Below are 19839 nucleotides of genomic sequence, written 5' to 3'. Positions count from 1 at the left end.
CCGGGGGCTTGCCCCCGGTTTTTGCTTTTCTCGATGGCGTCTTGTTCAGATCTGCTCGGAAACGGCGGCAAATGCCGATGATTTCCTCAGCACAGCGACAAAGGCGCTGCCCGCAACGGCAACCTCGCCCGAATTGTCGATCATGACGGCATCGGAGGGATCGCACGGATTGGGTGCTGCCCGCATCAGCCGGCGCTTGATTTCCTCGGCATCCTCGCGGCCGCGCGCGGCCAGACGCTGCGCCAGAACCTCGGGCGACGCGGTAATGTGCACGACGATGAAGTTGGCATAGGACTGGCGCAAGGCGGGCAGCACGCCGCGCGACACATTGGCAATGGCCACTGCGCCCTGTTCCACCTTCTGATCCACCGAGACGGGCAAGCCATAGCGCAAACCATGCGCTTCCCAGCAATGGCAGAACGCCCCTGCCCGCTGCGCAGCCAGAAACTCTTCCTCACCCAGGCTGTCATGGTCTTCCGCATCGACCGTTGACGGCCGTGTCACCACGCGGCGCACGAAATGAAAATCCGGCTGGCCGCGCAGCGCGTCGCGGGCAAAATCCATGATCGTGTCCTTGCCTGCGCCGCTCGGGCCGACAACGGCGACAAACACGCCGTTGCGCAACGGCGCCGATGCCGGGTTGAGTGCGCGCTCGATCGTTGCCGCTGCCATCAGACCACCCGGCGGCCTTCGCGCCACACCGTGCGGACGACCGGAATGTGCTCGTCAACGCGGACCCGCACCAGATCGGCGCGCTTGCCGATTTCGATGACGCCACGGTCGTCAAAACCAACCGCCTCGGCCGGGTTCTTGGTCACCAGCCGCACCGCATCCGGCAGGGTAATCCCCTCGACCACGTCGCTCAGGAAGAATGTCGACTGGATCAGGCTGAACGGAATGTAGTCGGAAGACAGGATGTCGAGGTGGCCATGTTCGACCAGCTCGCGCGCCGAGACATTGCCGGAATGCGAACCGCCGCGCACGACATTCGGCGCGCCCATCAGCACGGCAAGGCCAGCCTGCTTGGAGGCAGCCGCCGCTTCCAGCGTCGTCGGGAATTCCGCCACGTGGATGCCCTGCTCTACAGCCTCGTCCACATGGGCTGTCGTCGCGTCATCATGGCTGGCGAGCACGATGCCGCGCTCGCGGCACAATTCGGAAATGGCCTTCCGGTGCGGTGCGGAATGGCGCGCCGATTCCTCCATGCGCTGTTCGCAGAACACGTTGAACTCGAGATCGGACAGCTTCAGCTTGCGCTGGTAGTAATAGGCATAGGTTTCCAGATCGACGAACTGGCGCTGGCCCGGCGCATGATCCATCAGCGAGGCCAGCCGCACCCGGCTGTCATTGTCGAAGAATTTGAAGCCATCGAGACAGTCGGCCACCGACACTTCGCAGCGCAGGTGGAAATAGTGATCGGCGCGCAGGCGATCCTGCTGCACGCTGTCTTCGATCGCGTCGGCCAGCTTGCGGATTTCTTCGGCGGACATATCAGCATCGCGGTCGAGACCGATGCGCAGCGCATCGAGCACCGTGGTGATGCCCGACGTGGCGATCTGGGCGTCATGGGCGAGAACGGCGGCAATCGGGTTCCAGCGCACGCGCGGACGCGGCGCATAATGGCCTTCCAGATGGTCCGTGTGCAGCTCGACAAGTCCCGGAATGAGATAGTCACCGTCAAAATCTTCACCGCCCGCTGCGGTCCCCGTCGAGATATCGGCAATCTTGCCGTCACGGATCAGCACGGACCCCTTGATGACGTCATTTTCGAGCACGATTTGCGCGTTGTTCAGGATCAATTCGGCGGACATGATCAGGCAGTCTTTCTTCTGTTGGTTCCGGCCAGCGGATGCAGCGAGTGAATTTCAAAGGGGAAGCCCGGCTCGGCTTCCGTAAACAAAGCGAGATTGTTGATTTCGACTGGCTCTTCGAGGACTGGCTCCAAGAATTCACTCAGAATACGTTCGATTTTGGGCCGGTCACGCTCGGGAACCGGACCAGTCAGGGTCATGTGGAAGCGGAAGTCCTCGAAAACATAGGGATAGCCCCATTGTTCCAGATTGCGGCGCTGGGCCGGCGACAGGTTTTCCGGGTTGCGGCGCTTGATTTCGGCTTCGCTTGGCGGCGCGCGGAAACGGTCGAAAGCCACCGTCACGTCATTGGCCAGCTGGTTCAGCTTCTCCAGCGGTTCTTCGGGCACGAGGGCAAAAAACCCGTCAAGATTGGCGATGGTCAACTTGGGGATTTCCACCGGCTCGATCGAGGAGGCAAAATGCATGAGCGCCGAAAGAAGCTCGCGCTCTTCGATCCCCTCAGCCAGATGGAACGGCGCCTTCAGCGTGGCGTGAAAACCGTAGCGGCGCGCCGACTCCGTGAGCTGGGCAAAATCCTCATGCGCCAGATCGCGGATCTGCGGCGGCCGTACCGGCTGGCCGGTAAAGGCGTTGCGGCCAAGCCAGTTTGCAGCCACTTTCAATAGCGGGTCGGCCGATGGCGGCGTGAAATAGATTGCATAGCGCATGGATGATTCCTCTGGAACAGTCTCGCGTTACGCTTCAAATATGACAAGCCTTTGAACGTCGAGATTTAGAGCAAGTTTTATTTATTCGGAGCCATTCTGCCGGAGGGAATTTGGCTCAAGATCGAGGGGTTTGGCGAGACCGATGTCTGTCCATCGGGCGAAGCCGAAACCCAATGGAATTGGGCCAAATTCACCCGGCCCTTCGGGTTTCCGGCTGGCGGACACCCACTTTGTCAGATAGCGTCGTCCGATGGATAAACATCGGCCTCGCTGCCTTCCGCGTGGATTGTCTCGCCATCCGGGAAACAGAATTGGCTCCGCATAAACAAAATTTGCTCTAATGTTGCGTCTTCCCACTTAAACGCGAGCGCAGCGCATTCGATATGCCGTCAAAGATGAATATCACGACGAGGATGAGAACGACCATATAGGCGACATTGTGCCAGTTGGTGTTGGTGCGCATCGCTTCCCACAATTTCAGGCCGATGCCGCCCGCCCCCATGGCACCGATGATGGTGGCCGAGCGGGTGTTGGATTCCCAGAAATACAGCGCCTGGCTGGCAAAAACCGGCAATACCTGCGGCAGGACACCGTAGCGCTGCACATTGGCCGGCGACGCGCCGACGGATTTGACGCCCTCGCGCTGCTTGTCGTCGATGTTTTCAAGTGTTTCCGAATAGACCTTGCCGAGCGTGCCGGTGTCGGTGAAGAAGATCGCCGAAATACCGGCGAGCGGTCCGGGACCGAAAGCGCGGGTGAAGAACAGCGCCCAGATCAGCATGTCAACCGAACGCAGGAAATCAAAGAAGCGCTTGGTGATCTGGTTGGCGAAGACATTCGGCGTGATGTTGCGCGCGGCTATGAAGGCCAGCGGAAACGACAGCAGCGACGCCATCAGCGTGCCCATGAAGGCCATGACAATGGTCTGCAGCAGTTTTGTCCAGACATCGCCGTGCTGCCACGAGGCGTTGAACCAGATATTGTCGAAGGCAAGCGATGCATTCGACATTTCGGGCTTGATGCGCTCGCCGCTGACGATCAGCGAGGCCACCTCGCCGAAGGATTTCCCCCAGAACGGCGAACTCGTATCGAAGACGAAATTCGCCCAGCCGAGGAACCGGCGGCTCACCACGACCCGCTGCGGAATGATATCGGCCTGCCCGGCAAAGCCGAAACTCACCGTCACCTGGTCTTCCTTGAGGGTTGCCCAGCCTGGCAACGGTCCCTGCGGCTTGGCACCGTCTGCCGCCAGCAGCACCGTCAGGGTCTCGCCGCCGCGCGTGGCGATGACGCGCTGATCGTTGATGTCGAGCTTCTTGTCCGAACCGAAGAGGATGGCGACATTGTTGCCGTCCTTCACCACCCAGCTCGGGTTCGGATTGTCGCCCAGCTCGGAGAACCGGGGATAGCTGACGGTTGCGCCCGTCGGCCCCGGCCGAACCGTAGTCTTGATGGCATAGGACACCCAGTCGCGGGCATAGAGTTCGGCACGCTGCCACTGGCCGCCGGCAAGCACGGTGCCGATGGAAAAGAACCACCAGCAATAAAACACATAGGCCACGATGCCGGCTGCAATCAGCACAGGCATGAAACGGCGCCAGAACGGCGGATTGAAAACGGCGGGATACCGGGTTTCGAAATCGGCAATGGTGTCGGCTGTGATAGCGCTCATGATAATATCCTAACCACCGGCAGTGAAGGCCTGCTCGCCAACGAGGCGGCGGCGCAGCCATGCGGAAAACTGATCCACGGCAATGATGGTGACGAACAGGAGCAGGATGATCGCCAGCGTCTTGGCCTGGTGACCGCGCCCGATGGACAGGCGCAGCTCCTCGCCGATACCACCGCCGCCAACGGCGCCGATGATGGTCGAGGCGCGCACGTTGATCTCAAGCCGCAGCAGCGCATAGGACATGAAATTCGGCATGACCTGCGGCACGATGCCAAAACCGACGCGCTCGAACCAGTTGGCGCCGACGGCGCGCAACCCCTCATCCGCCTTCATGTCGGCATTCTCGACCACTTCGAAGAACAGTTTGCCGAGAGCGCCGATCGTATGGATGCCGACGGCGAACATGGCCGGAATCGGCCCGAGCGACAGGATGGCGGCGAAGAAGCCGGCAATGACGATTTCCGGAAAGGCGCGCAGGATTTCCATATAGCGGCGCGCGGCAAACCGGATGAAGCGGTTCTTCACGAGATTCTTGGCCGCCAGAAAGCAGATCATGAAGCCGAAGATGAAACCGGCGAGTGTCGCCAGAATCGCAATATTGAGCGTTTCCAGCATCTTGTAGAAATATTCGGGCATGTAGAAGCTGCCGAAGAGATAGACCCGCCCTTCCGGGTAGTCGTACTTCAGGCTTCCGTCGAAATAGGGCGACGGCAGGTCGAACATGGCGCGCCAGACTTCCCATCCGTCGCGCGGGATCAGATCCCCGGCAAAATCGAAGAGATGCGGCAAACGGTCGAAAAACTTGCCTGCATTGGATTCATTGGCAAACCACAGCGACCCGGCAATCGTCACCAGCAGCCCTATGGCGATGATCCAGCTATAGGCACGGCGGCGCCCGGCAAGCTCCTGCCAGTGCCGTTCGATCTGGATGCCGTCGGACGACAACTCAGGGGAAGCGGTTCTGCTCATTGCACACGTCCTTCAAGGTGCCCGCAAACAAAATCACGGCCAGATCCGCAGAACTGGCCGTGATGATGCGTGACAGGCTTATCCGCCGATCTGCGCTTTGCGGGCGTCGATGATGGGCTGATAGAACTGGGTGTTGACCTCAGTATAGCTCTTGAAATCGCCGCCCATGGTGGCTGCGAAGCAGGCAGGATCGCTCTTCGGCAGGTCGAGCATGAAGGCCTTGAACTTGTTCTTCAGGTCGGCATCCAGCGAGGTGCGGATAACGATCGGGCCGTTCGGGATCAGCGGCGACTTCCAGAGTTCAACGAAATCCTTCATGTCGATCAGACCCTTGTCGACCATCTTGCGCAGATTGCCTGACGTGTAGCCTTCATCGAAGGAACCGACGCCGGAGCCGAATGTCGTACCGGCATCGAACTTGCCGTCCTTGACGGCGAGAACGAGGTTTTCATGGCCGCCGCCAAAACCGGTTTCGGAAAAATACTCCTTGACCGAGGTCTTGATGTCTTTCGGCAGCGAGGTCACCGGAATGAGGTAGCCGGATGTGGAGTCTGGATCGGCAAAGCCGAGCTTCTTGCCCTTCATGTCGGCCAGCGTCTTGATGCCGCTGTCCTTGCGGGCAACCATGATCGAGTAGTAACCGGTTGCGCCATCGGTCTGGACGGTGGTCAGGATCGGCTCGACAGCCTTCGGATTGGTCAGATAGATTTTGGCAAAGCCAGAAGCGCCCAGTTCCGCATAGTCGAGGGTGCCGCCGAGCAGGCCCTGGATGACGCCATCATAATCCGTCGCCGGGAACAGTTTGACGTCCTTGACGCCGAGAACCTTTGGCAGCTTGTCGACGATGCACTGGTAGTTGCGCAGACGGTCTGCTTCGTTTTCGCCGCCGATGATACCGACGCGAAAGGTTTCAAGGTTTTCGGCACGAGCCATCGAGCCTGCAAACATGGCGCTGATTGCAATCGCACCCATAAGGGCTTTCTTAAGCAACATGACTATCTCTCCTGTCAAAGCTTCCAGAGTTTTTTATGTGGACTTGGGCCCGTTACGTGGGCAAGCCGATCCATTTGCTCTGCATTTTCCGGCCTGATGGCCGGAAAATGCTCAACGCGCGGCCAAAATGGCCTCTAATTCGGGGATGGGTGTCGGCGCATGGCGCGCAATGCTTGTCGATGTGATAGCTTCCGAGAAAGCATCCTTCAGGCCATCAGCACCATAGATGCGGCGGGCGGCAGCCTCGGTCAGATCGTCGGGTGTCCCGTCAAAAACCACCTTGCCGCCCTGCATGCCGATGATGCGCTCGCAGAAATGCCGCGCCGTATCGAGCGTATGCAGGTTGGTGATGACGGTAAGACCCTCTTTCTCATTGATATCACGCAAGGATTCCATCACCACCTGCGCATTGCGCGGATCAAGCGAAGCGATGGGTTCGTCGGCGAGAATGACTTTGGGGTTCTGCATCAGCGCCCGGGCGATGGCGACCCGCTGCTGCTGTCCGCCGGAGAGTGTTCCGGCCCGCTGCAGGGCGGTTTTGGCAATATCGAGCCGCTCAAGGGCGGCGATTGCCATGGCACGTTCTTCGCGTGAGAATATGCCGAGAAGGCTTTTGATGGTGGACCGGTGGTTCAGGCGTCCCAGGAGGACATTGGTCAGGACATCGAGGCGGGGAACAAGGTTGAACTGCTGAAAGATCATCGCGCAATCGCGCTGCCAGTTTCGCAGCGCCGGGCCGTTGAGCTTGGCCACATCCTTGCCGTCGAAAATGATCGACCCTTCCGAAGGGTCGATCAGGCGGTTGATCATGCGCAGCAGCGTCGACTTGCCGGCACCCGAGCGACCGATGACTCCGACCATCTGCCCTTGCGGGATTTCAACATTGACATTGTCGATGGCAATATTGCTGCCAAAGCGACGTGTCACGTTTTCAATCTTCAGCATAGGCCAATCCTTGTTGGTATTGCCCTGTCCTAAAGCCCTAGTGTGAAGGTGCGATGGCACTTTTGTTGCACTTACATGACAATTGTTGACAGCAGAAATCAGCCTGAATGTTTTTCGAGAAATGCCTCGATATCGAGGGCGCGAAAATCATCCAGAGCACCACGCAGGCGTGCATGATCCCAGTCCCACCATGCCAGTGTTTGCAGGCGTTCTGCCGTGTTTTTGTCGAAACGGTCGCGGATCTTGCGGGCGGGAACACCGCCGACAATCGTATAGGGATCCACATCGCGTGAAACGACCGCCCCTGCCCCGATCACCGCGCCATTGCCGACGGTAACGCCGGGCAAAACCGTCGCGCCATGGCCGATCCAGACGTCATGGCCGATACGCACCTGATTGGTGCGGCGCCATTCGAAAAATGACTCCTCCGGACCCGCGTCGTCCCAGTAGTCACCGGCACGATAGGTGAAGTGATGCAGCGTTGCCCGCCATGTCGGATGGTTGGTCGCGTTGATGCGCACGCTCGCCGCTATATTGGCGAACTTGCCGATGGTGGCGCACCAGACCGCACCGTCCTGCATGATGTAGGAATAGTCGTCGAGTTTGGTTTCACTGATGCGGCAGCGCTCGGAAATCTCGGTATAGCGGCCAAGTTCGCTGTCCTCGACATGGGCGGTCGCGTGAATGAGCGGTGTTGGGGAAAGCCGGGTCATGCCGCCTCGCTCTGCACGGCAAATGCAGTCACGTCGATGATGCGGTCGGCCACGGCCTCGCGCACATCCTCGTCGTGGAAAATCCCGAGCATGGCGATCCCCGCTGCCTTCTTGCCGCGGATCATCGAAACAACCACTTCGCGGTTTTTGGCATCGAGCGAAGCGGTGGGCTCGTCCAGAAGCAGGATCGGGTGATCGGTGATGAAACCGCGCGCAATGTTGACGCGCTGCTGTTCGCCGCCGGAGAAGGTGGCAGGCGGCAGCGACCAGAGCCGTTCCGGCAGATTGAGCCCGCCAAGCAGGGCCGCGGCCTTGTCACGGGCTTCGGTGCGGTCGATGCCGCGCGCCACCAGCGGTTCGGCGACCACATCGAGCGCCGACACGCGCGGCACGGTGCGCAGGAACTGGCTGACATAGCCGATCATGTCGCGGCGCACGCCAAGAACCGTACGCGGATCGGCGGTGGCAAGATCGACCAGCCGGTCGCCATAGGGCACGATGATCTGGCCATGATCCACGGCATAATTGCCATAGACCATTTTGAGGATCGAGCTTTTGCCCGCTCCGGACGGACCGCCGAGAACGGCGCATTCACCCGCCTTGATGGAAAACGACACATTCGCCACCACGGGCAGACGGATACCGTCGCGCAGATGCATGGTGAAGCTCTTGGCGACATCGGAAACAACGAGAGGTGTTGGCATGATGCTAGACCTGCAGAATGGAGGAAACGAGAAGCTGGGTGTAAGGCGCCTGCGGATCGTCAAGCACCCGGTCGGTCAGACCGGTTTCAACGATATGGCCGTCCTTCATCACCATCATCCGGTGCGAGAGCAGCCGGGCGACGGCGAGATCGTGGGTGACGACGATGGCCGCAAGCCCGAGATCGCTCACCAGCCCGCGCAACAGATCAAGCAGACGCGCCTGCACCGACACGTCGAGACCGCCGGTCGGCTCATCCATGAACACAAGCCGGGGATTGGTGACGAGGTTGCGCGCAATCTGCAGGCGCTGGCGCATGCCACCGGAAAAGGCGCGCGGCTGGTCATCGATGCGGTCGGAGGCGATTTCCACCCGGCCCAGCCAATCCGTCGCCGTCGCACGGATATTGCCATAATGCCGGTCGCCGATGGCCATCAGCCGCTCGCCGACATTGGCGCCGGCGGAAACGGTCATCCGCAACCCATCGGCCGGATTCTGATGCACGAAACCCCAGTCGGTGCGCATGAGAAAGCGGCGTTCCGCCTCGCTCAAGCGGTAGAGATCACGGAACTGGCCGTCGCGCATGCGGTACTCCACCGAGCCCGCCGATGGTGCAAGACGCGTGGCCAGGCAGTTGAGCAAGGTGGTCTTGCCCGATCCAGACTCGCCGACAATAGCGAGCACTTCGCCCGGCCACAGCTCGAACGAGACATTCTGGCAGCCGATGCGGCTGCCGTAGAATTTCGAAAGGTCCCTGACCTTCAAAAGGGGTGTATCGCTCATGATTATTCCGCTGCCTCCGCAGTATCTGCCGCCAGTGCACCGCGGTGCCCCTTGGCCTGCCGGTCTTCACAAAAATCCGTATCCGAACAGACGAACATGCTGCCGCCCTTGTCATCGAGAATGACCTCGTCCAGATAGCTGCCCTTCGCCCCGCACAGGGCGCAAGGCTGGGAAAATGTCTGGATTTCAAAGGGATGATCCTCGAAATCGAGGCTGACGACTTCCGTATGGGGCGGGACCGCATAGATGCGCTTTTCGCGCCCTGCCCCGAAAAGCTGCAATGCCGGGGACATATGCATCTTCGGGTTGTCGAACTTCGGCGTCGGCGACGGGTCCATCACATAGCGCCCCTCGACCTTCACCGGATAGGCATAGGTGGTGGCGATATGGCCGTGGCGGGCAATGTCCTCATAGAGCTTGACATGCATCAAGCCATATTCTTCGAGCGCATGCATCTTGCGGGTTTCGGTCTCGCGCGGCTCCAGGAACCGCAGCGGCTCGGGGATCGGCACCTGATAGACGAGAATTTGTCCCGCCTGCAGCTGCGCTTCGGGAATGCGGTGGCGCGTCTGGATGATCGTTGCTTCAGCTGTTTTCGTGGTCACGCGGACATTGGCGACTTTCTGGAAAAAAGCCCGGATCGACACGGCATTGGTCGTATCATCGGCGCCCTGGTCGATCACCTTCAACGTATCGTCAGGCCCAAGAACGGCGGCGGTCACCTGCACGCCGCCGGTGCCCCAGCCATAGGGCATCGGCATTTCGCGCGAGGCGAACGGCACCTGATATCCCGGAATGGCAATGGCTTTCAGGATGGCGCGGCGGATCATCCGCTTGGTCTGTTCATCCAGATAGGCAAAATTATAGGTCGCTAGATCGGTCATTCTGCTGCCTCTTTGGTTTCGACGCCGGCGAGCCGGTTGCGCTCATGTTCAGCGCGCATGCGCCGGATGAGATCGAGTTCGGCCTGGAAATCCACATAGTGCGGCAATTTCAGGTGCTCGACGAAGCCCGTCGACTGCACGTTGTCACTGTGGGAAATGACGAATTCCTCGTCCTGTGCGGTGGCGGTGATGTCTTCGCCCAGCTCCCTTGCCCGCAGGGCACGGTCGCACAGTGACATCGACATCGCCTTGCGCTCGCTCTGGCCGAACACCAGGCCGTAGCCTCGGGTGAACTGCGGCGGCTGCTTTGCCGACCCCTTGAACTGGTTGACCATCTGGCATTCCGTCACCCGGATGGTGCCGAGCGTCAGCGGGAAATCCAGCTCCGCGACTTCAAGTTCAACCTCGACCTCGCCGATGCGGATTTCACCGACGAAGGGATGGCTGCGGGCATAACCGCGCTGGGTCGAATAGGCGAGCCCCAGCAGAAAACCTTCATCGCCGCGTGCCAGCGCCTGCAGGCGCAGATCGCGCTCCAGCGGGAAGGTCAGCGGTTCGCGGGTCAAATCCCCGGCGACTGCGCCTTCCGGCAGCTCGCCATCTTCCTCGATCATGCCGTCATGGCCAAGAATATCGGTAACCCGCGGCGTGAAAACCTCCGGCTCATCACGCTGGCCGGGTGTTTCAATCGGTGCATCCACGGCAAGCTCAGGATCGAGCAGGCGGTGGGTGTAATCGAATGTCGGGCCCAGAAGCTGCCCGCCGGGAAGATCCTTGAACGTGGCGGAAATGCGCCGTTCGATCTGCATCTGCGCCGTTTCCAGCGCCTTGGTATAGCCGAAACGGGGCAATGTGGTCCGGTAGGCACGCACCAGGAAGATCGCCTCGATCAGATCGCCGCGCGCCTGCTTGATGGCGAGTGCCGCCAGTTCCGGATCGTAAAGCGAGCCCTCGGCCATGACCCGGTCGACGGCGAGCGACAGCTGCTCGACAATCTGGTCGAGCTGGACGGGCGCAACATCCCGGTCGCCGCGGCGCCGGTCGGCCAGAAGCTTGTGCGCATTGCGGATGGCGGCTTCACCGCCCTTGACTGCAACATACATGGTTCAGGCCTCCGTCTTCTTGATGCGCGTGGTGCGGGGCAGCGCGGCAAGCGCCCCCTTGCCGGCGAAGATCAGGTCGACACCGCGCGGGAAGGCCGCGCGGTTGGCGATCCATTGATCGATGAACATTTTCGGCAGCTGGCTGGGAGAGAAGCCCACGGAACCCTTGATCCCCGGTCCTTCGAGAACGAGCGTGTCCGCGCCGTCGAAACCATCGATCTGCAGGATCAGCGTCGTCGAACGGTCGGGATATTCCGACGTGCCGCGGCAGAAGGATTCAAGCGACGGCATGGTTGCCACATCGCTGATCAGGGCAAAATCCGCATCCGCCGGCTCACCGGTCAGTTCGAGACCCGTATGGAATTTCAGCCATCCGGTGCACGCCGCCGAACCGCTGATCGCCCGATCACACCACACAGTTGCGTCGTGATCGAACAGAGTTGCTGCAATCGATGCAGCCAGGGGAGTGAGCGGCGCAGGCGGCACGGCGAGATCATCAACCGCGACAATCCTGCCGGGATTGGCCATCGCATCCATCAGTGCGCGGAAAACGCTCTGCGCGTTGAGCACGCTGTCGCTGAAACCGCCCTCGAAGATTTGTGTGTCCGAATGCATCAGTCGTCACCCCGTACCATTGTGAAAAAATCGACCTTGGTCGCAGCGGTCTCGGCGCGTTTCGACGTGCGGTCGCGTTCAAGACGATCGGCAATCGGCGCAAGCACCGCACGCTCCACCGCATCGCGGCACTCCGGCTGCTGCCACAGCGCATCGAAAACCGCGGCAAGCCGCACCTTCTCGCGGTGGCGGCCAAGCGCATAGGCATGGCCGACGGCACCATTGCCGAGCCGCACCGTTGCGCGCGTCACGGTTGCCTCGCCGAGGTTGAACGGCGCGCCGCCGCCGCCGATGCGGCCGCGCAGCATGACGAGGCCGGTTTCCGGGCCGCGCAGGGTTTCGACATCGGGCTTGTCGCCCCATCCGGCCCACAGGGCCGCTATCTCAGGCGCCGTCGCCTGCGCCAGAAGGGCCATGGCGGCCTTGCGCTGCAGATCCGGGGCGCTGCCGGTTTGCGTGGACTGTATATTTTCTTTGATCATTGACATCTCGCTCATATTTGTCTATTTATCTATACAACTAGACAATAAACATACCTATAAATGCCGTCAATGACAGGAGCATGACAAAACGTGAAATCCGCGCGATTCATCACCCGCAACAGCGGCGTTGCCATCTGGCGGCAGATTGCCGACCAGATCCGCGGCGACATCACCGCGGGAAAAATGCCAAGCGGCGCCAAGCTGCCGCCGGAGGTCACCCTGGCCGAGCGCTTCGCGGTCAACCGCCACACCATCCGCAGCGCCATCGCCGCCCTGACCAAGGAAGGCGTGCTGCGCGCCGAACAGGGCCGCGGCACATTCGTGGCCAACAGCAGGAAACTGACCTACCGCATCGGCGAGCGGACGCGGTTTTCCGAAATCCTGTCGACGCAGGTGCGCGAGACCAGGGGCATATTGCTGGGGCACCGCATCGAGGACGCTGAGGGAGAAGTTGCCGCAGCCCTTGGCATGACCGGCGGCCAGGTGATCAGGATCGATTCCATGCACACGGCGGACGGCAATCCCGTTTCCTGCGCCACCGCATGGTTCGACGCGGCGCGGGTGCCCAATGTGGTCGAGGATTACCGGGTGTCAGGTTCCATCACCGCCGCCCTCAAGGCGGCCGGGATTGACGATTATCTGCGCAAATCGACCATCATCGCCGCGCGCCACGCGGATGCGGAGGATTTGCGGCACCTGCGCCTGTCGCCGGGCGCCATCGTTCTCGTCTCGACGGCGATCAATGTGGATATGGACGGCCATCCCATTGAATACGCCAGAAGCCGCTTTGCCGCCGACCGCATGGAGATCGCAATCGACGGCAAGTCGATGGTCTGACTAATCCGTCACCGACCCGCACCAGCCCGGCAGATAGCCGGCGGCATCGCCCTTGGCTTCCTTGAGGGCACGGTTGAGAGCGGCGTCAAAATCGGCTTCCACCGCCTTGCGGCCTATCCTGCGCCGCAGAAAATCCGCCCAGAGGAACTCGCTGAACGGTGTGGTGTCCTTGGCATAGCCACCGGCACGGCGCAACTCACCCGCAAGGCTGCGGAACGGATCGTCGTCCAGATCCTTGATCGCCTTGGGAATGGCTGAATAGTCACGGCGTTTGCCCTCCGCATCGAAGGGATGCATCCAGCCGCGATTGTCGAGAACCACCATGAACGCGTCCTTCTCAAGGGAAGACAGGTCGCTGACGACAGTCACGAGAATGTCCTTGACCCCCTCCTCATGCAGCGCGCGCGCCAGATGGTGATGGTCGATGACATAATTGCGCCTGTTCGGTCCAAGCACCACCGGGATCATGTGCTCGCCGAGAAACTTGCCGCCCTTCTCACCCTTCTGCTGGCGCCATTTCTTGCGTTTTTCATCCACTTCGCGCATCCCGACGGTGATCTGGGTCGGCCGCAGATCCTTGATCGCAACCGGCGTTACAATGGGTTCTCTTGCTCCGGATATCTGCATCATCGTTCCCCTTGGTTCGGTGCCAGTTTTCGGATGGCATCATCGACACTGTGAAAGATGTTGTCCTGTCCGAGCAAAGCGATAAGCCCGAACTGGGACAAAGCCTTCTGCGCCCGGACGGATTCCAGCCGGGCTATGGCAAATTTCACATCGGCGTTCCGGCAGTAGTTTATCACGTCGGTCAGGGCTTGCGATGCCGTATAATCGATCTCGATGATGCTGCTGGCTTCAAGGACGACAAGGTTGAGCGCCGGTCCGCTCGCATCGATGGTGCTGCACAGACCGCGCTTGAAATCATCCGCGTTGACAAAGGAAAGCGGCGCCTGGAACGCCACGACCAGCACACCGGGTATCTTCTCGCCGTCCTTGGCTGCGCCCGGCGGCCACCAGATCGAACTGCCGGGCACCTTTTCGAACTCGATGGGACGGGCGCGCATCACGGCCCACAGGCCATGCAGCAGCGACAGCCCGATGCCGATGGTCACCCCCGATTCAATGGGCAAGGCGACGATCGCTGCCATGGTGATGAGGATCAGGCCGAATTCGCCCCGCGCTTCGCGGTAGACGGCGATGATCGTCGGCCAGCGGATGATCCTCTGGGCGACAAAGAGCAGGATGCCCGCCAGGGCAGCGTGCGGCACGCTCGCCAGCAGCTGGCCGCCAAACGCCACCAGCGCCAGGACAATCGCCGCCGCAATCAGGCCGCTGACCTGCGATGTCCCGCCGGTTTCCGTGACAATCGCCGTGCGCGGCGGGCTGGCATTAACCGGAAAGGCGCCAAAAAGCCCCGACAGGATGCTGCCCGCCCCCACGCCGACGAAATCGCGGTTGACGTCGGGCGCCTCGCCGTTTTTTGCAACGAAGGAGCGTGTGGTGGCTGCCGTCTGCACCATCACCACCACCGCGACCAGCAATGCAAGGGGCAGCAGGCTGCGCAATTGCTCAAAACCGATTGTAGGCAGGGAAACATGCGGCAGGCTGTTGGGAAGCGGGCCGAGAACCGTCACGCCGCGGCTTTGCAGGCCGAGCAGCACCACCGCAAGAGTGGAGATGACAAGTCCCAGCAGCGCGCCGGGTATCCGTGCGTTGATCCGCTCGGACAGGAACACGATCAGGAACACGCCTGCCCCGATGGCAACGCTGTACGGGTTGATCTGTCCGGCGCTGGCAATGGTTGCCGAGACGCGCTGAAACACATCGCCCGACTGCGCGGCGATGCCCAGGAGGCCGGGCAATTGCGAGATGATGATGTGGATGGAAATACCGGCAAGAAACCCCGTCGTGACCGGCACCGACAGAAGATCGGCAATCCAGCCGAGCCGGAAAATACCGCTTGCCACGACGATCAGCCCGACGAGCAAACCGAGTGCCGCCGCCAAAAGGCCGAATTCGGGCGAGCCGCTGATGGCCAGCAATGCAAGGCTGCCGGCAAAGATCGGCGTGATGGTTGAATCGGCCCCGGCGGAGAGATGTCGGCTGGTACCGAAGATGGCAAAGGCCAGCGAACCGGCAATGAAGGCGAAAAACCCGATCTCGGGGGCAAAACCGCCGAGACGCGCCGTTGCCATCTGCTCGGGGATGGCGATGGCCGCCAGCGTCAGGCCTGCAATGACATCGCCGTTGAGGTCAGACGGCCTCCATCCCGCAAGCGAGCGGAACGGCAGCCAGTTCCTGCCGCTTGTCGCCGTATTGGAGGCACCCGCCTGTTTCATTGAACGCCTCCATTGGATTGATGTGGTCTACCACATGGTTTTGGCTGCGCGTGCGGCCCATTCGCTGTCATAGGTGTCACCGCCCACACGGTTTTCGCTCAGCGCCGCCAGCATCTGGCCCGGCGTCGGGAATTCCTTCGGCGAGCGGAATTTCTCCGGATTCCACAGTTCCGAGCGTATGAGAGCCCGCGCGCACTGAAAATAGGCTTCCTCGACTTCCATGACGAGCACGGAGCGCGGCGCCTTGCCATCCATGATGAAACTGTCCAGCAGCGCCTGATCCGTATCGATGAATGCGCGGCCGTTGACGCGGAACGTCGTGTTGAGGCCCGGTATGAGGAACAGCAGGGCAATGCGCGGATCGCGCACGATGTTGCGCAGCGAATCGATGCGGTTGTTGCCGCGCCGGTCGGGCATCATCAGCGTCCGCTCGTCGTGGATGCGGATGAATCCGGCAAGATCGCCGCGCGGCGAGCAGTCGAGCCCCTCCGGCCCGCTCGATGCCAGCGCCACGAAGGGCGAGCCCTCGATCAGTTGCCTATATTCCGGAATGATGCGGTCTGCCACCTTGGCGGTCGATGCTTCCGCCACCGCCCCATTGCCGTAAATGGCTTCAAGTTCGTCAATTGTCGTAACGCGAGACAACGAAACCTCCTTCTGGATCGTTCAAATGCGTTTGCCGCCTAACATTGCACGATTAAGCTACGATGACATCAGGCATTTTTTACAAATGACACAGCTGCCGCACTCGTATATCAGTCGCACCGAATGCATGTAGAGGAGGTTTTCATGGGCGGGTTTGCAGCCATCGGCGAGTGTATGATCGAGCTGTCGGGAGCCAATGGCGATCAATGGCGCATGGGATTTGCCGGGGATACGCTCAACACCAGCTGGTATGTGCGCGCCCTCACCGACGCCGACTTTGCCGTCGATTACGTCACCGCCTTCGGTGACGATCCCTTCTCGCTCAAGCAGCGGACCTTTCTTGCGGAAAACGGCATCAACACCGCCCATAGCCCGGTTATAACAGGCGCACGCCCGGGCCTTTATGCGATCACGCTGACAGACGCCGAACGCTCCTTCACCTATTGGCGCAACGATTCCGCCGCCCGCCATCTCGGCGACGATCCGCATGCCCTGGCGCTCAGCCTCGATGGGCGCAAGATCATCTATTTCTCCGGTATCACCATGGGCATCTTGAGCCCGAAGAGCCGCCAGAACGTGCTGAACGCCGTCAGCAATGCGCGCCGGCAGGGCACGCTTGTCGCCTTCGACGCCAATTACCGCCCGCGCCTGTGGGAAAACGCCGAGACGGCCAAACAGGCGCTGATCGATGCCTATCACGTCGCCGACATCGCCCTGCCGACCTTCCCCGACGAAAATGCCCTGTTCGGCGACGCGACGCCGGAAGAAACCGCCGTGCGCATCGCCAGCTATGGCGTGCGGGAAATCGTGGTGAAGGATGGCACGGAACCGGCGCTCGTCATCACCGGCGACCGGCAAAGCCGCGTCCCCGCCGTCCGCGCCAATGCCGTGGACACGACCGGGGCCGGCGACAGTTTCAACGGCGGTTACATCGCCTCGCGTCTGGCCGGTCTTGAGCCCGTTGACGCCGCCGCCCGCGCCCACCGGGTCGCGGCGCGGGTCGTTGAGTTCCACGGCGCGCTGGCGCCGATGGGTGAAGCACGCAAGGCATTCAGCAGCTAGAGCGGTTTGCCACCACGCACCACGACCTAAACCTTGTGTTTCCTGAAGGTGTAGCGGGTCATCTGGCTGTATGTGTCGTCCGGCCGCAGAATCGACTGCGGAAAATACGGAAAATGCGTCGAATCCGGCCAGTTCTGCGCTTCAAAGCAGAACCCGGCATAATTGGCATAGGTCTGCCCCGTCAGGCCGAGCGGCGGCCGGCCGCCCAGCGTATTGGCCGCGTAGAACTGCACACCCGGCTCCGTGGTCAGCACCTGCATCTCGATATTGCTGCGCGCACCCTTGGCCGATGCCACCCATTGCAATGGCCGGCGCTGGCTGGATACGCAGAAATTGTTGTCATAGACAACCTGCCTGCCGTCCTCTTCGCGCCGGATCGTCCGGTATGCGCGGAAATCATGCGCCGTTCCCGCCACGGGCAGGACGCGCCCGTCCGGAAGCAGGTCGCCATTGACGGCGAGGTAAGCCTCGGCGCCGATCTTGACCTGATGATCCAGCACGTCGGTCAGGCCGCCATCGTCGAGATTGAAATAGCTGTGATGCGCCAGATTGCAGATCGTCGGCTTGTCGGTCACCGCATCGAGGCGGATGGCCAGAGTGCCCTTGGATTCCAGCATATAGGTGCAGGTAATGGTCAGGTTGCCGGGAAAGCCCATCTCGCCATCGCCGAGCATGATCGTCAGCGTGACGTAGTCAGGACCGACGGCCACGACATTCCAGGTACGCCGCCCCGCCCCCGCATCGCCGCCATGGATATTGTGAATGCCATGGAAATTGCGCTGCAGGGCAAAGGTCTGGCCGTCAATGACGAGTTCGCCATCGCGTATCCGGTTGACCGTCCGCCCGATGGTCGCCCCAAGATAGGGCGAATGGGCGGGATAATCGGCGAAATCCCGATAGCCGAGAACCAGCGGATGATCATGATCCTTGAGGCGCAAATCCTGGATGACTGCGCCCCAGGTCAGGATTTTGGCGGTCAGCCCGCCGCCGGAGATGGTGATGCGGTGAACTGCCTCGCCATCGGGCGTGTGGCCGAAAATTTCGGTATGCATCGGACTTACAGCCCCAGTCCGCCGACGCAGACATATTTGGTGTCGAGATAGTCTTCGATGCCCTGATGTCCGCCTTCCTTGCCGAGGCCGGATTCCTTCAGGCCACCAAACGGCGCTTCCACCGTGGTGATAATGCCTTCATTGACGCCGACCATGCCGTATTTCAGGCCCTCGGAAACCCGGAACACCCGGCCAAGATCCTGCGTGTAGAAGTAGGAGGCGAGACCGAACTGGGTATTGTTGGCCAGATCGATCGCTTCCTGCTCGGTCTCGAACTTGTAGATGGGCGCAACAGGACCGAAAATCTCTTCCGTTGTGAAGAGCATGTCAGGCGTGGCGTCGCCGATCACCGTCGGTTCGAAGAAGCTGCCGCCCAGCGCATGACGCTTGCCGCCGGTCACGATCCGGCCGCCCTTCTCCTTGGCGTCGGCAATGAATTCCTCGACTTTGGCGACGGCCTTGTCATCGATCAGCGGGCCCTGCTGCGTCCCTGCATCGAGACCGTTGCCGACCTTCAGCTTGTCCGTTGCCTCAGCAAATTTCTCGACGAACGCATCATAGATGCCAGACTGCACGAGGAAACGGTTGGTGCATACGCAGGTCTGGCCGGAATTGCGGAATTTGGCCGCGATGGCCCCGTCCACGGCGCGGTTCAGATCCGCATCGTTGAACACGATGAACGGCGCATTGCCGCCCAGTTCCATCGACACCTTCTTTACGGTGTCGGCCGCCTGCTTGATCAGGATCTTGCCGATCTCCGTCGATCCGGTGAAAGTGATCTTGCGCACCAGCGGATTACTGGTGATCTCGCCGCCGATTTCCGAGGCCGAACCGGTGAGAATATTCACGACACCCTTGGGAATGCCGACTTCTTCGCACAGTGCGCCCCACACCAGGCCGGAATAGGGTGTCTGGGTTGCCGGCTTGACCACGGCCGTGCAGCCGGACGCCAGCGCCGGGCCGATCTTGCGGGCAAGCATCGAGGACGGGAAATTCCATGGCGTGATCGCACCGATGACGCCAAGCGGCTCTTTCGTCACGAGAATGCGCCGGTCGGCCCACGGAGACGGCACCACGTCGCCATAGGTGCGGCGCGCCTCTTCCGCATACCAGAGGATATAGGCCGCCGACATGCCGATCTCGCCCTTGGCTTCGGTCAGCGACTTGCCCTGCTCCAGCGTCAGAAGCTCGGCCAGCGCGTCCTGATTGTCGAGGAGGGCGTCGTGCAGCTTGCGCATCAGCTTGGAGCGTTCGAGCACGGATGTCTTGCGCCATGTCTTGAAGGCTTCGGCGGCGGCGTCGATGGCGCGCCGCGTTTCCGCCTTGCCGGAATTGGGGACGGTGCCGATCTTCAGGCCGGTTGCAGGGTTGATGACGTCAATCGTCTTGCCGGAATCTGCGGCCACCCATTCGCCATTGATCAGATTGGCCTGTTTCATGAACTGGCTGGATTTCTGCAACATCATGTTTCTCCCTGAAATGTAAGGCGGAGCGTTTGGTCCACTGATTTTGTGAGTTCCGT

At 61.0% G+C, this 19839-nt stretch carries 21 protein-coding genes; 2 read left to right on the top strand and 19 right to left on the bottom strand.

Going from position 1 to position 19839, the window contains the following annotated elements; all coding sequences use genetic code 11:
- Nucleotides 1–45: 45 nt before the first annotated feature.
- From phnN to phnG, 14 genes are all read right to left on the bottom strand, one after another.
- Nucleotides 46–675, bottom strand: coding sequence for a phosphonate metabolism protein/1,5-bisphosphokinase (PRPP-forming) PhnN (phnN, locus tag C5750_RS02955; protein WP_105733084.1), 630 nt, complete (start codon nucleotides 673–675; stop codon nucleotides 46–48).
- Nucleotides 672–1811 carry an alpha-D-ribose 1-methylphosphonate 5-triphosphate diphosphatase gene (locus C5750_RS02950; protein WP_105732353.1) on the bottom strand — a complete coding sequence of 380 codons (1140 nt, stop codon included), beginning with the start codon at nucleotides 1809–1811 and terminating at the stop codon, nucleotides 672–674. Before C5750_RS02950 ends, phnN begins: the two co-directional genes overlap by 4 nt.
- A gap of 2 nt (nucleotides 1812–1813) precedes the next feature.
- The gene (locus tag C5750_RS02945) at nucleotides 1814–2521 is read right to left on the bottom strand and encodes a DUF1045 domain-containing protein (RefSeq protein WP_105732352.1); all 708 of its coding nucleotides are present in this window, start codon (nucleotides 2519–2521) and stop codon (nucleotides 1814–1816) included.
- Between the two features lie 337 nt (nucleotides 2522–2858).
- Nucleotides 2859–4193, bottom strand: coding sequence for a phosphonate ABC transporter, permease protein PhnE (gene phnE / locus C5750_RS02940; protein WP_105732351.1), 1335 nt, complete (start codon nucleotides 4191–4193; stop codon nucleotides 2859–2861).
- Between the two features lie 9 nt (nucleotides 4194–4202).
- Entirely contained in the window at nucleotides 4203–5162 is a 960-nt protein-coding gene (phnE, locus tag C5750_RS02935; RefSeq protein ID WP_105732350.1) for a phosphonate ABC transporter, permease protein PhnE, read from the bottom strand.
- A 78-nt stretch (nucleotides 5163–5240) separates the two neighbouring features.
- Nucleotides 5241–6152, bottom strand: a complete 912-nt coding sequence (gene phnD, locus C5750_RS02930) for a phosphonate ABC transporter substrate-binding protein (RefSeq protein ID WP_105733083.1) — start codon at nucleotides 6150–6152, stop codon at nucleotides 5241–5243.
- Between the two features lie 114 nt (nucleotides 6153–6266).
- Nucleotides 6267–7100 carry a phosphonate ABC transporter ATP-binding protein gene (gene phnC / locus C5750_RS02925; protein ID WP_105732349.1) on the bottom strand — a complete coding sequence of 278 codons (834 nt, stop codon included), beginning with the start codon at nucleotides 7098–7100 and terminating at the stop codon, nucleotides 6267–6269.
- A 98-nt stretch (nucleotides 7101–7198) separates the two neighbouring features.
- Nucleotides 7199–7813: a DapH/DapD/GlmU-related protein gene (locus C5750_RS02920; RefSeq protein WP_105732348.1), complete on the bottom strand. Its 615-nt coding sequence runs from the start codon at nucleotides 7811–7813 to the stop codon at nucleotides 7199–7201.
- Nucleotides 7810–8517, bottom strand: a complete 708-nt coding sequence (gene phnL, locus C5750_RS02915) for a phosphonate C-P lyase system protein PhnL (RefSeq protein WP_105732347.1) — start codon at nucleotides 8515–8517, stop codon at nucleotides 7810–7812. The genes C5750_RS02920 and phnL overlap by 4 nt, the downstream gene beginning before the upstream one ends.
- Before the next feature lie 4 nt (nucleotides 8518–8521).
- Nucleotides 8522–9298 (bottom strand): phosphonate C-P lyase system protein PhnK, encoded by a 777-nt coding sequence (gene phnK, locus C5750_RS02910; protein WP_105732346.1) that lies wholly within the window; start codon nucleotides 9296–9298, stop codon nucleotides 8522–8524.
- A 2-nt stretch (nucleotides 9299–9300) separates the two neighbouring features.
- Nucleotides 9301–10182, bottom strand: a complete 882-nt coding sequence (locus C5750_RS02905; protein ID WP_105732345.1) for an alpha-D-ribose 1-methylphosphonate 5-phosphate C-P-lyase PhnJ — start codon at nucleotides 10180–10182, stop codon at nucleotides 9301–9303.
- The gene (locus C5750_RS02900; protein ID WP_105732344.1) at nucleotides 10179–11285 is read right to left on the bottom strand and encodes a carbon-phosphorus lyase complex subunit; all 1107 of its coding nucleotides are present in this window, start codon (nucleotides 11283–11285) and stop codon (nucleotides 10179–10181) included. The genes C5750_RS02905 and C5750_RS02900 overlap by 4 nt, the downstream gene beginning before the upstream one ends.
- A gap of 3 nt (nucleotides 11286–11288) precedes the next feature.
- A complete protein-coding gene (gene phnH / locus C5750_RS02895) occupies nucleotides 11289–11900 on the bottom strand; it encodes a phosphonate C-P lyase system protein PhnH (RefSeq protein WP_105732343.1) in 612 nt (203 codons plus the stop codon).
- Nucleotides 11900–12388, bottom strand: coding sequence for a phosphonate C-P lyase system protein PhnG (gene phnG / locus C5750_RS02890; protein WP_105732342.1), 489 nt, complete (start codon nucleotides 12386–12388; stop codon nucleotides 11900–11902). Before phnG ends, phnH begins: the two co-directional genes overlap by 1 nt.
- Before the next feature lie 84 nt (nucleotides 12389–12472).
- On the opposite strand from phnG, the gene phnF reads away from it, so the two are divergent.
- Nucleotides 12473–13219, top strand: a complete 747-nt coding sequence (gene phnF, locus C5750_RS02885; RefSeq protein WP_105732341.1) for a phosphonate metabolism transcriptional regulator PhnF — start codon at nucleotides 12473–12475, stop codon at nucleotides 13217–13219.
- Here phnF and C5750_RS02880 read toward each other — a convergent pair whose 3' ends face one another.
- The 3 genes from C5750_RS02880 to C5750_RS02870 are packed head-to-tail and all read right to left on the bottom strand — an operon-like array spanning nucleotide 13220 to nucleotide 16203.
- Nucleotides 13220–13846 (bottom strand): ParB-like protein, encoded by a 627-nt coding sequence (locus tag C5750_RS02880; RefSeq protein ID WP_425350404.1) that lies wholly within the window; start codon nucleotides 13844–13846, stop codon nucleotides 13220–13222. It lies immediately after the preceding gene.
- Nucleotides 13846–15558 carry a SulP family inorganic anion transporter gene (locus tag C5750_RS02875; protein WP_105732340.1) on the bottom strand — a complete coding sequence of 571 codons (1713 nt, stop codon included), beginning with the start codon at nucleotides 15556–15558 and terminating at the stop codon, nucleotides 13846–13848. Before C5750_RS02875 ends, C5750_RS02880 begins: the two co-directional genes overlap by 1 nt.
- Nucleotides 15559–15585: 27 nt before the next feature.
- Entirely contained in the window at nucleotides 15586–16203 is a 618-nt protein-coding gene (locus tag C5750_RS02870) for a pyridoxamine 5'-phosphate oxidase family protein (protein WP_105732339.1), read from the bottom strand.
- 144 nt (nucleotides 16204–16347) lie between these two features.
- Here C5750_RS02870 and C5750_RS02865 point away from each other — a divergent pair, with 144 nt between their 5' ends.
- On the top strand, nucleotides 16348–17265 hold the full coding sequence (locus tag C5750_RS02865; protein WP_105732338.1) for a sugar kinase: 918 nt from the start codon (nucleotides 16348–16350) through the stop codon (nucleotides 17263–17265).
- A 26-nt stretch (nucleotides 17266–17291) separates the two neighbouring features.
- On the opposite strand, the gene C5750_RS02860 is transcribed toward C5750_RS02865, so the two are convergent.
- Together C5750_RS02860 and C5750_RS02855 are read right to left on the bottom strand one after the other, a co-directional pair.
- Entirely contained in the window at nucleotides 17292–18317 is a 1026-nt protein-coding gene (locus C5750_RS02860; RefSeq protein WP_105732337.1) for an aldose epimerase family protein, read from the bottom strand.
- Between the two features lie 5 nt (nucleotides 18318–18322).
- The gene (locus tag C5750_RS02855; RefSeq protein WP_105732336.1) at nucleotides 18323–19780 is read right to left on the bottom strand and encodes an NAD-dependent succinate-semialdehyde dehydrogenase; all 1458 of its coding nucleotides are present in this window, start codon (nucleotides 19778–19780) and stop codon (nucleotides 18323–18325) included.
- Nucleotides 19781–19839 lie beyond the last annotated feature (59 nt).

This window comes from Phyllobacterium myrsinacearum (assembly GCF_002980555.1).
In the GTDB taxonomy this organism is placed as follows: Bacteria; Pseudomonadota; Alphaproteobacteria; order Rhizobiales; family Rhizobiaceae; genus Phyllobacterium; species Phyllobacterium myrsinacearum.
Note: the sequence above shows the minus strand (reverse complement) of the source record. Positions and strands in the feature narration are given on the sequence as shown.

Coding starts and splice junctions, on each gene's coding strand:
- phnG (WP_105732342.1), bottom strand. CDS start 12,388: ATGTCAATGATCAAAGAAAATATACAGTCCACGCAAACCGGCAGCGCC.
- C5750_RS02950 (WP_105732353.1), bottom strand. CDS start 1,811: ATGTCCGCCGAATTGATCCTGAACAACGCGCAAATCGTGCTCGAAAAT.
- phnH (WP_105732343.1), bottom strand. CDS start 11,900: ATGCATTCGGACACACAAATCTTCGAGGGCGGTTTCAGCGACAGCGTG.
- phnC (WP_105732349.1), bottom strand. CDS start 7,100: ATGCTGAAGATTGAAAACGTGACACGTCGCTTTGGCAGCAATATTGCC.
- C5750_RS02880 (WP_425350404.1), bottom strand. CDS start 13,846: ATGCAGATATCCGGAGCAAGAGAACCCATTGTAACGCCGGTTGCGATC.
- C5750_RS02920 (WP_105732348.1), bottom strand. CDS start 7,813: ATGACCCGGCTTTCCCCAACACCGCTCATTCACGCGACCGCCCATGTC.
- C5750_RS02900 (WP_105732344.1), bottom strand. CDS start 11,285: ATGTATGTTGCAGTCAAGGGCGGTGAAGCCGCCATCCGCAATGCGCAC.
- phnK (WP_105732346.1), bottom strand. CDS start 9,298: ATGAGCGATACACCCCTTTTGAAGGTCAGGGACCTTTCGAAATTCTAC.
- C5750_RS02945 (WP_105732352.1), bottom strand. CDS start 2,521: ATGCGCTATGCAATCTATTTCACGCCGCCATCGGCCGACCCGCTATTG.
- C5750_RS02875 (WP_105732340.1), bottom strand. CDS start 15,558: ATGAAACAGGCGGGTGCCTCCAATACGGCGACAAGCGGCAGGAACTGG.
- C5750_RS02860 (WP_105732337.1), bottom strand. CDS start 18,317: ATGCATACCGAAATTTTCGGCCACACGCCCGATGGCGAGGCAGTTCAC.
- C5750_RS02905 (WP_105732345.1), bottom strand. CDS start 10,182: ATGACCGATCTAGCGACCTATAATTTTGCCTATCTGGATGAACAGACC.
- phnL (WP_105732347.1), bottom strand. CDS start 8,517: ATGCCAACACCTCTCGTTGTTTCCGATGTCGCCAAGAGCTTCACCATG.
- phnE (WP_105732351.1), bottom strand. CDS start 4,193: ATGAGCGCTATCACAGCCGACACCATTGCCGATTTCGAAACCCGGTAT.
- C5750_RS02865 (WP_105732338.1), top strand. CDS start 16,348: ATGGGCGGGTTTGCAGCCATCGGCGAGTGTATGATCGAGCTGTCGGGA.
- C5750_RS02855 (WP_105732336.1), bottom strand. CDS start 19,780: ATGTTGCAGAAATCCAGCCAGTTCATGAAACAGGCCAATCTGATCAAT.
- phnE (WP_105732350.1), bottom strand. CDS start 5,162: ATGAGCAGAACCGCTTCCCCTGAGTTGTCGTCCGACGGCATCCAGATC.